The sequence below is a fragment of the Bradyrhizobium sp. genome, assembly GCF_030693485.1.
Classification (GTDB): domain Bacteria; phylum Pseudomonadota; class Alphaproteobacteria; order Rhizobiales; family Xanthobacteraceae; genus Bradyrhizobium.
Genome location: NZ_JAUYAN010000338.1, coordinates 18330 through 32716, shown reverse-complemented (window position 1 = coordinate 32716; position 14387 = coordinate 18330). Strand labels below are relative to the sequence as shown.

At 64.2% G+C, this 14387-nt stretch carries 10 protein-coding genes; 3 read left to right on the top strand and 7 right to left on the bottom strand.

Translation table 11 applies throughout. The features are described 5' to 3' along the window. Nucleotides 1–255 precede the first annotated feature (255 nt). A complete protein-coding gene (locus Q8N40_RS25170) occupies nucleotides 256–948 on the top strand; it encodes a GntR family transcriptional regulator (protein WP_305713731.1) in 693 nt (230 codons plus the stop codon). A 6-nt stretch (nucleotides 949–954) separates the two neighbouring features. Here Q8N40_RS25170 and Q8N40_RS25165 read toward each other — a convergent pair whose 3' ends face one another. Continuing rightward, nucleotides 955–1773, bottom strand: a complete 819-nt coding sequence (locus tag Q8N40_RS25165) for an NAD(P)-dependent oxidoreductase (protein ID WP_305322035.1) — start codon at nucleotides 1771–1773, stop codon at nucleotides 955–957. A gap of 191 nt (nucleotides 1774–1964) precedes the next feature. Here Q8N40_RS25165 and Q8N40_RS25160 point away from each other — a divergent pair, with 191 nt between their 5' ends. Further along, nucleotides 1965–2930, top strand: a complete 966-nt coding sequence (locus Q8N40_RS25160; RefSeq protein WP_305713730.1) for an SMP-30/gluconolactonase/LRE family protein — start codon at nucleotides 1965–1967, stop codon at nucleotides 2928–2930. Between the two features lie 116 nt (nucleotides 2931–3046). On the opposite strand, the gene Q8N40_RS25155 is transcribed toward Q8N40_RS25160, so the two are convergent. Next, complete coding sequence (locus Q8N40_RS25155) at nucleotides 3047–4477, bottom strand: aldehyde dehydrogenase family protein (protein WP_305322033.1); 1431 nt, start codon at nucleotides 4475–4477, stop codon at nucleotides 3047–3049. 371 nt (nucleotides 4478–4848) lie between these two features. Next, on the bottom strand, nucleotides 4849–7218 hold the full coding sequence (locus tag Q8N40_RS25150) for a transketolase (protein ID WP_305713729.1): 2370 nt from the start codon (nucleotides 7216–7218) through the stop codon (nucleotides 4849–4851). Nucleotides 7219–7356: 138 nt separating this feature from the next. On the opposite strand from Q8N40_RS25150, the gene Q8N40_RS25145 reads away from it, so the two are divergent. Continuing rightward, the gene (locus Q8N40_RS25145; RefSeq protein WP_305321547.1) at nucleotides 7357–7818 is read left to right on the top strand and encodes an Lrp/AsnC family transcriptional regulator; all 462 of its coding nucleotides are present in this window, start codon (nucleotides 7357–7359) and stop codon (nucleotides 7816–7818) included. Between the two features lie 21 nt (nucleotides 7819–7839). Here Q8N40_RS25145 and Q8N40_RS25140 read toward each other — a convergent pair whose 3' ends face one another. From Q8N40_RS25140 to Q8N40_RS25125, 4 genes are all read right to left on the bottom strand, one after another. Then, nucleotides 7840–9012: a fumarylacetoacetate hydrolase family protein gene (locus Q8N40_RS25140; RefSeq protein WP_305713728.1), complete on the bottom strand. Its 1173-nt coding sequence runs from the start codon at nucleotides 9010–9012 to the stop codon at nucleotides 7840–7842. 83 nt (nucleotides 9013–9095) lie between these two features. After that, nucleotides 9096–9794 (bottom strand): class I SAM-dependent methyltransferase, encoded by a 699-nt coding sequence (locus tag Q8N40_RS25135; protein ID WP_305713727.1) that lies wholly within the window; start codon nucleotides 9792–9794, stop codon nucleotides 9096–9098. Nucleotides 9795–9796: 2 nt separating this feature from the next. After that, a complete protein-coding gene (locus tag Q8N40_RS25130; protein ID WP_305713726.1) occupies nucleotides 9797–10879 on the bottom strand; it encodes a zinc-binding dehydrogenase in 1083 nt (360 codons plus the stop codon). A gap of 48 nt (nucleotides 10880–10927) precedes the next feature. Continuing rightward, nucleotides 10928–14191, bottom strand: a complete 3264-nt coding sequence (locus Q8N40_RS25125; RefSeq protein ID WP_305713725.1) for an autotransporter domain-containing protein — start codon at nucleotides 14189–14191, stop codon at nucleotides 10928–10930. Between the last annotated feature and the right edge of the window lie 196 nt (nucleotides 14192–14387).

The following is a 14387-nucleotide window of genomic DNA, read 5'->3' as shown; positions in this document are numbered from 1 at the left end:
AGCCCATCGCCTTGATGAAGGCCTTGCGCAGGAACAGCGAAAAGCCGGCATCGCCGTAACTGGTCAAACCCTTGCGTAGCCCGTCGGCCATCGTGTTAATTCCTTTCGTTTCCTCACTTATGAAGTTCGCAGAATTATTGTCAATCTTTGATAATCAGGACCAACGAATCTGTGGAAACGAAAGCAGAAAGCCGTCATTATTGACAATGAATGCCGTCCCGTGCTGACTTCGGCCATGATCCCAAGTGAGCGCCCATGAGCACACAGGTAGCGTCACCGGAAACGTCCCCGCTCTCGCGCGAGGAAGAACAGGCCGACGTGATCCGCCGGCTGGAGGAGGACATCATCTTCGGCCGCTTCGCACCGGGCTCGCGGCTGGTCGAGGACAGCTTGATGGCGCGCTACCACGCCAGCCGGCATTTCGTACGGCAGGGGCTGTTCCAGCTGGAGCGCCAGGGGATCGTGCTGCGCGAAAAGAATATCGGCGCCACCGTGCGCTGCTATTCGAGCGAGGAGGTCCGCCAGATCTACGAGGTGCGGGAAATGCTGACGCGTCAGGCAGCGCTGATGGTCGCCCTGCCCGCGCCTGCCAGCCTGATCGAGCAGCTCACCGAGCTGCAGCGGCAATACTGCGCCAGGGCCGACGCGCAGGACCTGCGCGGCATCCATGAAGCCAACGACGCCTTTCATGTCGCGCTGTTCTCCGCCTGCGGCAATCCCTATCTGGTGCGCTCGCTGCAGGACTACATGAACCTGACCCTTCCGATGCGGGCGAAGAATCTCGCCGACGCCGAAGGCCTGGCGCTGTCGCGCCGCCAGCACGAATACATGATCGACCTGTTGCGCGGCCGCGACAGCTGGGCCTTCGCACAGCTTTGCGTCGACCACATGCAATTCAGCAAGTCGGATTATCTCGGGCGGATCGCGGGGGAGAAGAGCGCGGATTGACGGCCGTCACTTCCAGTCCACGATCCGGCTCTTGTCCCCGTCGAACTCCATGCCGCAGAACGCGCCACCCTGATAAAAGTCGCCAACCGGATCAGGCTTGAGCCTGGCCTGTTCGGCCATCGCGTGCTCGCGGTGATCTTCGCCGCGGCCGGTCGGGCGATAGCCGAGGTCGTAAGCGCGGTGGTTGTCCCACCAGCTACGTTCATTGTAGGAGGCGCCGTAGAGGACTTCAAAATGGATGTCGGGATGATCGAGCCCGATCCGGCAGAGCTGTACCAGGTCCTCCGGCTTCAGCCAGATCGACAACCGGCGGTGATCCAGCGGCACCTCGCCGAAATTACCGATACGCAGACAGGTGACTCCGAGCCCGTGCTTGTCGGCATAGAGCGCGCCGACCGCCTCGCCAAACACCTTGCTCACGCCGTAGCGGCTGTCGGGGCGCGGCGTCACGTTGGTGCCGATGCGGTGATGGCGCGGGTAAAAGCCGACCGCATGGTTTGACGACGCGAACACCACCCGCTTGACGCCCTTCCTGCGCGCAGCCTCGAACAGATTGTAGCAGCCGATGATGTTGGACTGCAGGATGTCGTCCCAGGGGCCTTCGACCGAAAACCCGCCGAAATGCAGGATGCCGTCGACGCCCTCGCAGATCGCCTCGACCTGTGCGAGATCGGCAAGATCGGCCGCCCTGAATTTTTCATCCTTGCCGAGATCGGCAGGCGTGTTCAAATCGCTCAGCAGCAGGTCCGGATAGACCGGCGGCAGCAGTTTGCGCAGGCTCGTTCCGATCCCGCCGGCTGCGCCGGTCATCAATATGCGTGGCATTTCATTCCCTTGGTTCGCATCATTGCGCGAACTATGGCGCGGTGGCCGCGGTGCGGCAAGGATACGTACCCCGGACGCGGTGCAACGCGAAGAACGCTGCACCGCGTCCGGTACACGAATGCTTGCCGTCCTGTAAGGGCAATGATAGCAGACGAAGTCCGGTGAGGAATTCATAACAACGAGAACAGCAAATGTCCGAGGCAACACCCCACGCCGGCTGGCAGCCGGCGACCTGTTATCCCGATCCCGCGATTCACGCACTCGATCCGCGCTTCGAAAAATACTGGTGGAAACTGTCGGCGGTGGAACGGCTGACCACGGGGCTGCGCTGGGCCGAAGGCCCGGTATGGTTCGGCGACGGGCGCTATTTATTGTGCAGCGACATTCCCAACCAGCGCATCATCAAGTGGGAAGAGGAAACCGGCGCCGTCAGCATCTTTCGCAAGCCGTCGGGTTTCGCCAACGGCAACACCCGCGACCGCCAGGGCCGTCTCGTCACCTGCGAGCATGGCGGCCGCCGCGTCGTCAGGACCGAGTATGACGGTGCCATCACCGTGCTGATGGATTCCTTTAACGACAAGCGGCTCAATTCGCCGAACGACGTCGTGGTGAAATCCGACGGCTCGATCTGGTTCACCGATCCCATGTTCGGCATCCTCGGCAATTACGAAGGCTACAAGGCCGAGTCCGAGATTGACATGAACGTCTACCGGATCGATGGCGCCACCGGAAAGGCCAGCATCGTCGCCGAGGGAATTCTGGGGCCGAACGGGCTGTGCTTCTCACCGGATGAGAAGATTCTCTACATCATCGAATCGCGCGGCGTGCCGGCCCGCAGGATTCTGGCGTACGACGTCTCCGCCGGCGGCGACAAACTCTCGAACAAGCGCACCTTTGTCGACGCCGGCCCGGGCACGCCCGACGGCATGCGCGCCGACATCGACGGCAATCTGTGGTGCGGTTGGGGCATGGGCGATCCCGAGCTCGACGGCGTCGTGGTGTTCGCGCCCGACGGCGTCATGATCGGCCGCATCGCGCTGCCCGAACGCTGCGCTAATTTGTGTTTCGGCGGGTTGCAGCGCAACCGGCTGTTCATGGCCGCGAGCCAGTCGATCTACGCGCTGTACGTGAACACGCAGGGCGCGCTGGGGGGATAAAGCTGTCATCCCTGCGAACGCAGGGACGACAGGGAGTTTGTTGACGCAAGGCCAAACCGCAAAAACGCCGGAGCGGATGATCCGCCCCGGCGCTGCATTCTTCTCTCGTGCCGAACTTACGCGGCGTTGTAGCCGGCGACGGCCTTGACCTCGAGATATTCTTCCAGGCCGTACTGGCCCCACTCGCGGCCATTGCCGGACTGCTTGTAGCCGCCGAATGGCGCGGTGCGGTCGTTGGGCATGCCCTGCAGGTTGACGTTGCCGGCGCGGATTCGGCGACCGACCCGGCGGGCGCTCTCCACCGTATCGGCGGAGACGTAACCGGCGAGACCATACGGCGTGTCGTTGGCGATCTTGACGGCTTCTTCCTCGTCCTTGGCGCCGAGGATGGTGAGCACGGGTCCGAAGATTTCCTCGCGGGCGATCGTCATGTCGTTGGTGACGTCGGCGAAGATGGTCGGGCGCACGTAGAAGCCCTTGTTGACGCCTTCCGGCAGGCCGGGGCCGCCGGCAACCAGCGTGGCGCCTTCGTCGATGCCCTTCTGGATCAGGGTCTGGATCTTGTCCCACTGAATGCGGGACACGACCGGGCCGATGGTGGTGCCTTCGGCACGGGGATCGCCGGCCTTGGTCTTGTCGGCCACGCTTTTCGCGATCGCGGCGACTTCCTTCATCTTCGACAGCGGCACGATCATGCGGGACGGCGCGTTGCAGGACTGTCCGGAATTGTTGAACATGTGCATGACGCCGCCGGTGACGGCCTTGACGAAGTCGGCGCCTTCCAGGATGACGTTCGGCGATTTGCCGCCGAGTTCCTGGCTGACGCGCTTGACCGTCGGAGCGGCGCGCTTGGCGACATCGACGCCGGCGCGGGTGGAGCCCGTGAACGAGATCATGTCGATATCCGGATGCTCGCTCATCGCGGCGCCGACCTCGGGGCCGAGGCCGTTGATCAGGTTGAACACGCCCTTCGGCACGCCGGCTTCATGGAGGATTTCCGCGAAGATCAGCGCCGAGGTCGGGGTGAATTCCGACGGCTTCAGGATCATGGTGCAGCCGGCGGCAAGCGCGGGCGCGACCTTGCAGGCGATCTGGTTGAGCGGCCAGTTCCACGGCGTGATCATGCCGATGACGCCGACGGGCTCGCGCACCACCATGGCGGAGCCGACCGGCTCCTCGAAATGATAGTTCTTGAGCACTTCCAGGGTGGAAGCGATATGGCCGAGGCCGGCGCCGGCCTGCAGTTTTTCCGCCATCGGCAGCGGCGCGCCCATCTCGTCGGATACGGCGGCGCCGATGTCCTTCATGCGGGTCTTGTAGACCTCCATGACCCTGGTGAGCAGCGCGACGCGCTCTTCGCGGGTGGTCTGCGAATAGGTCTCGAAGGCGCGCCTGGCGGCGGCGACCGCCTTGTCGACATCGGCCTTGGATCCCAGCGCAACCTCATACATCGCCTCTTCGGTCGCCGGATTGACGACCGGGGTGGACTTCTTGACGGCGGGATCGACCCAGGCGCCATCGATGTAGAATTGCATGCGGTTGACCATCGGAAACCTCTTTATTTCGAAGCGAATGGAGGGAGAACGGAGCGTTCGGCAGGCATCCTTGCACGAAAGCCGGGGGAATTGAACCCGCCATATGCGGGACGCCGCGTTTCGGCAGGCGCGGAATATAGGGTGAGGTTTGTGATGGAAGCAAGACGGACGTTGGCACTTGCGCGTGCCGAGAGAGCCCCCACCCTGGCCCTCCCCCGCAAGCGCGGGAGAGGGGAAATACCGCACTCGTTGCAATTACTGATCTTATCTTCAGTATCTGGTAAATCCGACGCTGTCCTTCACGCAACGCGGTGCGCTCCCTCTCCCGCGCTTGCGGGGGAGGGTCGGGGTGGGGGCCGGCTTGCTCCGTCCGATGAAAAAAACTAAACCGCCATCTTCCGATGCCGCACCGGCCTGCCCGCCGTCAGGCTTTCCGCGGCATCGATGATGGCGTTGGCGTCCAGGCCGTGGTGGCGGTAGAGGTCGCCTATACTGCCGGTCTGGCCGAAATGCTCGACGCCGAGCGCCTCGACGCGGTGGCCGCGCACGCTGCCGAGCCAGCCCAGTGTCGCCGGGTGGCCGTCGATCACGGTGACGATGCCGCAATCGCGCGGCAGCGGCGCCAGCAGTTTCTCGATATGGCTGAGATGCGTCACTCCGCGGCCGTCGCGACGCGATTTTCGCGCCGAAGTCCAGCCCGCATGCAGCCGGTCGGCCGAAGTGATCGCCAGCAGGCCGACATCCCTGCGGCTTTCGCCGATCAGGCCGATCGCCTCGATCGCCTCCGGCGCCACCGCCCCGGTATAGGCGACCACTGCCTCGCAGTTCTCGCCGGGCTTGCGCAGCCAATAGGCGCCGTCGGTGATGCCCCGCTGCAGCTCCGGCGTCATGATCCGCTGCGGCTGGTCGATGGTGCGGGTCGACAGCCGCAAATACACCGAACCGCCCTCGGCCGTCCCCTCGCGCTGCATATGCTCAAAACCCCAGCCCATGATCACGGAGAGTTCATCGACAAAGGCCGGCTCGAACGAGGCGAGGCCATCCTGCGCCATGCCGATCAGCGGCGTCGCGATCGACTGGTGCGCACCGCCTTCCGGCGCCAGCGTAATTCCCGACGGCGTCGCCGCCACCATGAAGCGCGCGTCCTGATAGCAGGCGTAGTTCAGCGCATCGAGCCCGCGCTGGATAAAGGGATCGTACAGGGTCGCGACCGGCAGCAGCCGTTCGCCATTGATGGCATGCGACAATCCCAGTGCCGACATCAGGATGAACAGGTTCATCTCGGCGATGCCGAGCTCGATGTGCTGCCCCTTGGGCGAAAAGTCCCAGTTGAAGGTCGACGGAATCTTCTCGCTGCGGAACAGATCGGCCTTCTCGGCACGTGCGAACAGCCCGCGGCGGTTGACCCAGGCGCCGAGATTGGTCGACACCGTGACATCGGGCGACGCGGTGACGATGCGCGCGGCCAGCGCGCTGTCGCCGCGCGCGAGTTCGTTGAGCACCAGCCCAAACCCCTGCTGCGTCGACATCTGCGGCGACGGCTTGAAGGACAGCCACTTGGGCACCTCGATCACGGGCGCGGTCAGCCTGCGGCGGCCGTCGCGGTTGAACGGCGCATCGGCCAGAAAGGCCTCCAGCACGGCCGGATCCTGCGCCAGGCCCTCGAACTTCTCCCACTCCTGGCCTGACCGGATGTTCTGCGCGCCGCGCCACTTCTCCATCTGCGTAATCGTCATCAGGCCCGCATGGTTGTCCTTGTGCCCCTGGAACGGCAGGCCGATGCCCTTGATGGTGTAGGCGATGAAACAGACCGGACGGTCGTGATCGATCGACTCGAACGCCTCGATCATGCTGGCCATGTCGTGACCGCCGAGATTGGACATCAGCGTCAGCAACTCGTCGTCGCTGCGCCGCCTGATCAGTTGCGACACCGCGCCCTGATCGCCGATCTCGTCGTCGAGATGCTTTCGAAAGGCCGCGCCGCCCTGGAAACACAGCGCCGCATACATCGCGTTCGGGCAGGCGTCGATCCAGCGCTTCAATGCCTCGCCGCCGGGCTCGGCGAATGCCGCCTGCATCAAGCGGCCGTATTTCACGATCACCACGTCCCAGCCGAAATTGCGGAACATGGATTCGAATTTCTCCCACAGCCCCTCGCGCACCACGGCGTCGAGGCTCTGCCGGTTGTAGTCGACCACCCACCAGGTGTTGCGCAAGCCGTGCTTCCAGCCCTCCAGCAGCGCCTCGAAGATATTGCCCTCGTCCATCTCGGCATCGCCGACCAGGGCGATCATTCGCCCCTCCGGGCGGTCCTTCATCCAGCCATGCGCCTTGACGTAATCCTGCACCAGCGACGAGAACAAGGTCTGCGCGACGCCGAGGCCGACGGAGCCGGTGGAGAAATCGACGTCATCGACGTCCTTGGTGCGCGATGGATAGGATTGCGCGCCCTTGAACCCGCGAAAATTTTCCAGCTTCTCGCGGGTCTGGTGCCCGAACAGATACTGGATGGCGTGGAACACGGGGCTGGCATGCGGCTTCACCGCGACCCTGTCCTCCGGCTTCAGCACCGAGAAATACAGCGCCGACATGATGTTGGCGAGCGAGGCCGACGAAGCCTGATGGCCGCCGACCTTCAGCCCGTCGGCGTTGGGCCTGATGTGGTTGGCGTGATGAATGGTCCACGACGACAGCCAAAGCACCTTGCGGGCCAGCGCGGACAGGGTTTCGAGGCGTGCGGGATCGATCGGCATGGCAATACTCCCGGCAGGGCGAAAGATCGGGGAATGTTAACGCCTTGGCCGCCGTCAAAAATCCCAAATTCCCGCGACATGCCCGGCATTATTGGGATAAAATCCCAATCCGAGGCCCACTACTCAGAGTTTATCCCAATGCACACCCTTGATGCCATGGACCGCAAGATCCTCGCCCAGCTGCAATCCGACGGCCGCACCACCATGCAGGAACTCGCCGACAAGGTCGGCCTATCGGTGTCGCCGTGCCACCGCCGGGTCAAGCTGCTGGAACAGCGCGGCGTCATCACCCGCTACATCGCCACCGTCGACCAGAAATCCCTGGGGCTCCATGTCAGCGTCTTCATCTCCATCAAACTGGCGCGGCAGAAAGAGGAAGACCTCAACCGCTTCGCCAAGGCGATCTCGAAATGGGACGAGGTGCTGGAGTGCTATCTGATGACCGGCAACCGCGACTATTTGTTGCGCGTGGTCGCGGCCGACCTGTCGTCCTACGAAGCGTTCCTGAAAAACAAGCTCACGCGGCTCGACGGCATCGCCTCGATCGAGTCGAGCTTCGCGTTGAGCCAGGTGAAGTATTCGATCGCACTGCCGGTGTGAGGTCAGCCCCAAGCCCGGGTCCTACAGAATCTTCCGCTTCGCCAGGTTTCGCATCAGTTCGCCGATGCCGAAGGTCCAGGGTTCGCACTCATCGCTGGTGCGCATGCGATTGACCAGTTTGCCGAGCTGCGGCGCGGATACCGTGACGATATCGTCGCGCTTGTGCGTAAACCCCTCGCCCGGCGCATCGCGGTCTTTCACCGGCGCGAACATCGTGCCGAGGAACAGCGCGAAACCATCGGGATATTGATGCACCGGCCCGATGGTCTGGGCGACCAGGTCGGTGGGATCGCGGCTGATCTTGCTGATCGACGAATGACCGTTGAGGACGAACCCATCCTGTCCCTTCACCGTCAGTCCGACATCCATCCTGCGTACGTCGTCGAGCGAAAAACCGGTGTCGAACAGCCGCAGCAGCGGGCCGACGGCGCAGGAGGCGTTGTTGTCCTTGGCCTTCGACAACAGCAGCGCCGAGCGCCCCTCGAAGTCGCGCAGATTGACGTCGTTGCCGAGCATCGCGCCGACAATGGCGCCGCGGCTCGACACCACCAGCACCACCTCCGGCTCCGGATTGTTCCAGGTCGATTTCGGATGCAGGCCGGCATCCATGCCCGATCCGACCGCGGACAATGTCGGTGCCTTGGTGAACACTTCCGCGTCGGGGCCGATGCCGACTTCGAGATACTGGCTCCAGGCGTTTTGATCGATCAGCACCGCCTTCAGCTTCATCGCTTCCGGCGATCCCGGCTTGAGCTTTGTGAGATCGTCGCCGACCAGCCGCACCACTTCCTTGCGGATAGCTTCCGCCGAGGCGGGGTTGCCGCGCGCCCGCTCTTCGATCACGCGCTCCAGCATCGAGATCGCGAAGGTGACGCCCGCCGCTTTCAGGACCTGCAGGTCGAGCGGCGCCAGCAGCCAGGGTTTTGTGCTGTCGCGGCGATCGGGTGGCGTATTGGCGACGATGCTTTCGAGATCGCCGATCCGCTCCCCTGCAGCTCCACGCAGCGCGTCCGCCGGGTTGGCTTGCTCGCAGAGTGCGCTCACGGTGGAGAACCGCGCGCTGACATCGAACACGCCGTCATGGCGAACCGCCACCACGGCCGGGCCTGCCACACCAGGCATCCAGACCCGCCCCACCAGCGTGCCGCTGGTGCCGTCTTCCGGCAGGACGTCCCTTGAGGTCAGCGCGATCATGTTCCATCTCCCGTTACGACTTAATTCAACACTCTACCGTCAGGGCTCAATGATTGGCCAGACCGGCAAACGCGAGTCCCGACTCATTGGGGGAGTGCAGCCAGCCGCCACACGCCCAGGCTCTTGTCGCGCCAGCCGCCGCCCGCCTCCAGGCAATTCTCGTTGAGCAATTCAAGCGGCGGCCCCCAACTGAACGGCGCGCGTTCGAAATTCAGCGCGCGCCAGTCGCCGTCCTCGCAATCGGCATTGCTCTGCCACTCCGGAAAGGTGGTCGCGATCAGCCAGGTCGCGCCGGACGCATGAAAATTCGCGACCGCACGCTCGATATTGGCGAACGACAGGTGCACGAGGCAATCGCGACACAAAATAGCATCGCACCGTGGCAGCACGTCCGCGGTGATATCAGCGAGATGATGCTCACCCTTGATATCACCAGCGGCGGCGCGAGCCCGCAGGCTGTCAATCAGTGAAGGCACGATATCGATGCCGACATAGCGGACCTCGAGATCGGCTGTGCTGATCCAGCCCGCATCGCCGCAGGGCGCGTCGAGCAGCGAAGTCACGCCGAGCTTTTGGAGAAGCCGCGGCAGTTCGGCGCGCAGCACCGCGGTGGCGTCCAGTTCCGATCCGAGTCCCGATGTAGATTCCGGCGCACCCCACAGATTGGTGTCGTGAATGCGCCGAAAACGCTGCTGCAGATCGAGCCCCGCGAAGGATTCCCGATCATCAACAAAGCGCTGATGCGCGAGCACCGGCGGACGATCGGAATCATCACGGGCCATGCCTACCGCCATGGCTCGACAATGATCTTGGTGTGCCGCTCCGGATTGGCGAGATCGGCGAACGCCTGTGCAACCCCGTCGATCGCGATGGTCGCGGTGACCAGCGAACCGGCATCGACCTCGCCTTCGGCGATCAGGCGCAGCGAATGGGCGAATTCGTCCGGCGTATAGCCCAGCACATATTGAACGTTGAGCTCCTTCATGATGCCGAGCATCGGTTCGGAGCGGTCGGTTTCCATGCAGACGCCGACCACGACGATGCGGGCGTCGCGTGGCGCGCCCTCGAATACCTGCTGGATCAGGCCGGGGATACCGACACATTCGAAGATCAGCGCGGGCTTGAGCGCAGGCAGCAAGGCCTGCAATGGCGGCCGCGCCGCCTTCTGCTCCGGCGACATCGCGGCGTGCGCAGCCCAGGTCGCATAAGGCTGCGACCGCGCGGGATCGACGACGATATCGGCGCCCATCTTCTCGGCCAGCGCGCGCCGCGCCGGCGAATAATCGGCGGCGACGATCGGGTGCAATCCTTTCAGCTTCAATGCCGCAATCACCGCCAGCCCGACCGGGCCGCAGCCGATCACCAGCGGCACCTCGTCGCCGCGGATATTGGCCTTCGCCACGGCGTGCACGCCGACCGCGAGCGGTTCGGTCAGGGCCGCGTGCTCGGCCGCCAGCCCGTTTGGCACCTCCAGCAGCAGCGCCTCGCTGAGCAGCATGCGCTCGGCATAGCCGCCGGGATTGTCGTTGGAATAGCCGATGCCTTGCGGGCCTTCCGCCGTCAGCAGCGCCGGCAGCGAGCAGACCCGGGTGCCGGCTTTCAGCTTGCGCGCGGTGCCCGGCCCGTAATCGAGGATCTCGCAGCAGAATTCATGGCCGAACACGATGTCGCGGGAAAGGTCCATCGGCCTGCGGCCGGGGAAATGCCTGGAAAGTTCGACCATGCGATGCGCGTGCTTGCGGGCGTGCAGGTCGGAACCGCAGATGCCGCAGGCCAGTGTCCGGACCAGCACCTGCCCCGCCGCCGGCTTCGGCTCGGGCAAGGTATCGACCACGATCTCGCCGTTCCTGAAGATGGCTGCGCGCATCGACGTTTCCTTCGCGTTCTTGTTATTGCCGGGGTTGGCCCCTGGCCCTCACCACGTATAGCGCGCAACGCCCTTGCCGGCATAGGACCGCGTGACGTGGGAGAACTCGCCCTCGAAGGTGGCGGCGGCGGACCAGCCGTTCAGCCACTTCATCTCCGCGGACGCCGTCGTCAGCGCGGCATCGCGGGCCTGCGCCGCGCCGTTGACGACGAAAGCAGCGCCCGGCAGCGTCTGGAACACCGGGGTGATGCTGCGGTCGGTGTTGAAATTATGCGCCCAGGCGGCGCGGCCGCGCAGCGTGAAAATGCCGTTCGGCATCGCGAACGATCTGTCAGTGCGGATGCCGAGTTCGGAGCGCGACGCCGTGACATCTTTGGCGGCATAGTTCAGCGCAAAAGCATTGCTGCCCGACACCACCTGCTCGGCATAGGCCGGCAGGCTGTACGTCGTGAACTGTCCGGCGGCATAGGGCGTGACGCCCATCCACGGGGTGACGAAACGGTAGCCACCCTCGACGCGGCCGGACCATGCGTTGGCCGTGAACTGGGCGCGCAGCCGGTCGATGCCGGCAACGGTGACGGTGCGGTCCGTCGTCACGTCCTGCCAGCCATAGGCCAGCGCCCCCGTCACATACGCTTTGCCCATGGTGTGGCGCACGAACGCGCCGGCCTGGAACATGTCCGAACGTCCCGAACCGAAGCCGTTGACGGCGAAACCGGTGCCGCCGCCGGCCAGCGCAAAGCCGGCCAGCGTCGCCGGCGAAATCCGGTAGTCCGCGCCGGCGGCGAAACCGAACGCGCGCGCCGTGGCGTTGTTCGATCCCAGCGCCGCATTGCCGTCGGTGGAGCTGCCGCCGCCATAGGCCGCGCCCCACACGCTCCAGCGCGGATCGAGCACGTCGTTGCGCGCCACATCGGCCTTGGTCGAAAATTTGGCGAAGGCATCGCGCGCGGCGTTTGACTTCTTCGCGGCGTAGGCGGTCGCGCCTTCAGCGGCGAACGGGGTCGCGCCCGCGCTGCCGCTCAATCCACCGCGTCCGCCGATGAACGGATCGGTCAGCAGGCCCAGAAACAGGTTCATCGCATCGAAGGTGGCCTGCTGGGTTCCGGTCGCGGTCTCGCCGGAAACCTGGCTGAGATTGAACGGAATGTTACCGTTGAAGATGGCGCCGAGGCTGCCGGAATTGCCAAGCGTGTTGAAGGCGGTGTCGAGCGCGTTGCCCACATTGCGCTGGTTGACGTTCAATCCCGTCACCTGTCCGAGCGCGGATATCAGCGTCAGGTTCACATCGGTCGCAGTGTAGCTGAGCGTTCCGTTGATGCCGGTGGGCACCACCAGCGAGCTGAACTGCGTGGGGCCGCCGCCGAGATCGAAGCCGCCCTGCGCGGTCAGGATCGTATAGGGCGAGTTGAAGCGGTATGTGTTGTCGAGAGACCTCACCCGCACCGTGCCGTCGAGACCGGCGAATCCCGGGAGAAAATTCGGCACGACCACCGTGAAGTCGTTGCCTCCGGAGGTCACCTTGACGTCGTAGAACGTACAATTGCAGAACGACAGCACGTCGTTCACGGTCAGCGTCCCGAGCGCGGTCGGCAGACCGGGCGCGAGCACCGCTCCGTTGAGAAGGGATGTCAGCGGAACCGTGCCGGTGCCGCCCAGCGTCGCGCCGTTATCGACGACGACACCGAAGGACGGCGCGATCGAACCGGTCACCAGCAAGGTGCCTCCGCTCACGAAAGTCGTGCCGGTGTAGGTATTGCTGCCCGACAGCGTGAGGGTGCCGGTGCCGACCTTTTCCAGCGAGCCCGGTCCCGGCGAGCAGCCGCAATCATCGGCAATCACGCCGCTGACCTCGGTCGACAGATTATTGCCGCCGACCACCAGGGTGTTTCCAGCGCCGATGTAGTAGATTCCCGACCCCGCGATCGAGCCGGCGTTGATACGGCCGTCGCCATTGGGGCCGAGGCTGCCGGCGAAATCGACAAAACCGGTACCGACCGTGACGAACTGCGCGGTGCCGCCGTCGGCGTTGTCCCAGAAGAACGTGGCGCCGCCATTGTTGGTGATGCGGGCGGAAGATGCGGTCGCGAACGCGTTGAATTCGGTAATGCCGCCCAACTCGTTGGAAATGGTCGCCGTACCGGCGCTCGGAGTATCGGTACCAAATGCCGTTCCGAATACGGTCTGACCGCCCAGCCGGTTGGTGATGCTGGCGTTGCCCGCGGTGCTTGAATCGCCAAAGAAGGTCCCGCTGCCAGACTGGTTGGTGATGGTGGCGTGGCCGGCCGTGGTCATCGCCAGAAACGCCGTCGAACCGCCATTGCTATTGGTGATGACAGCGTTGCCGGCCGTCGCGGTGTCGGTCCCGGCGGCGACACCGAAGACGGTTGCGCCGTTGGCGTCGTTGGTGATGGCAATACTGCTGGCCGAATTGGCGTTGAAGAAAGTCGTCGTGGCGAAACCTATAGAGCTGCCGTTGATAATCGAGGTGATACCGGCGGTATTGGCATTGACGATGTCGAAGGTGCCTTCGTTGGTAACGGCGCCGACGATGCTGCCCTGGGTGGCGAGCGTGCCGAGCTGCAGCGTCGAGCAATTGCAGATGGTGGTGCCGCCGGCATAGGTGTTGGTGTTGGTGAGGATCAGGGTGCCGCCGCCGAAAGTATCCAGCACCGTCAGCGCGCCCGTGCCACTGACCACGCCGGAGAAAGTGAGCGATATGCCGTTGGTGTCGATCGCGCTTCCGAAGGCAGGTGCGTTGAGCGTGAAATTGTTGCTGAACGCCAGATTGCCGAGTCCGTCGGCCAGAAATGTGCCGCCGTTGAGGGTCACGGCTCCCGAGCCGACCGAGCTGCTGTTGGTCACCTGCAGCGTGCCGGCGCTGATGATGGTACCGCCCGAATAGGTGTTGACGCCCGACAGCGTCAGGATGCTGCTATCGAGCTGCTGCACCCGAACGCCGGCGATCGTTTCCCTGATATTGTTCGAGATCGAGATCGCCTGACCGGCATTGGCGGTGTTGATGATGCCGCCGGCGGCTCCCGCGGTGCTGAAATTTACAGCCGCGCCATCGATGACATAATTTTGCGAGTTCGCGTTGAAGGTCCAGGCGCCAGGTGCAATCGGACCGGCCGTCACCGTGACGGCCGCCGATCCTGCCGTGTCGAAAATCGCTGACTGGCCCGCGGCAACCGGCGGCGCTCCCGCGGGCGGAGTTCCCCAGTTGGTCCCGAGATTATAGTCCGTCGAAATGGTGGTGCTGCCGGCATCGCCCCAGGTGAACGCTTGCGCCCGCGCGGCGGGGATCGACACCAAGCTCGCGGCGACCACAACCGAGCCATACGAAACGGCTGCCGCACCTCGGCGCAGCCGGCCTCGCATCCGCAATGGCAATTGAAAACGCAACGCCAACCCCAAAGCCCTGTCATCCAGCGCTCTTCGGCGCTGCCCGGGCTAGGCTAGCACAGGGTTCCCCGTACTTTTACGGCCCCCGTCAGAATCCCATGAT

What these genes read in the sequence shown, in the direction of transcription:
- Q8N40_RS25170 (WP_305713731.1), top strand. Translation starts at nt 256, where the DNA reads ATGAGCACACAGGTAGCGTCACCGGAAACGTCCCCGCTCTCGCGCGAG.
- Q8N40_RS25165 (WP_305322035.1), bottom strand. Translation starts at nt 1,773, where the DNA reads ATGCCACGCATATTGATGACCGGCGCAGCCGGCGGGATCGGAACGAGC.
- Q8N40_RS25160 (WP_305713730.1), top strand. Translation starts at nt 1,965, where the DNA reads ATGTCCGAGGCAACACCCCACGCCGGCTGGCAGCCGGCGACCTGTTAT.
- Q8N40_RS25155 (WP_305322033.1), bottom strand. Translation starts at nt 4,477, where the DNA reads ATGGTCAACCGCATGCAATTCTACATCGATGGCGCCTGGGTCGATCCC.
- Q8N40_RS25150 (WP_305713729.1), bottom strand. Translation starts at nt 7,218, where the DNA reads ATGCCGATCGATCCCGCACGCCTCGAAACCCTGTCCGCGCTGGCCCGC.
- Q8N40_RS25145 (WP_305321547.1), top strand. Translation starts at nt 7,357, where the DNA reads ATGCACACCCTTGATGCCATGGACCGCAAGATCCTCGCCCAGCTGCAA.
- Q8N40_RS25140 (WP_305713728.1), bottom strand. Translation starts at nt 9,012, where the DNA reads ATGATCGCGCTGACCTCAAGGGACGTCCTGCCGGAAGACGGCACCAGC.
- Q8N40_RS25135 (WP_305713727.1), bottom strand. Translation starts at nt 9,794, where the DNA reads ATGGCCCGTGATGATTCCGATCGTCCGCCGGTGCTCGCGCATCAGCGC.
- Q8N40_RS25130 (WP_305713726.1), bottom strand. Translation starts at nt 10,879, where the DNA reads ATGCGCGCAGCCATCTTCAGGAACGGCGAGATCGTGGTCGATACCTTG.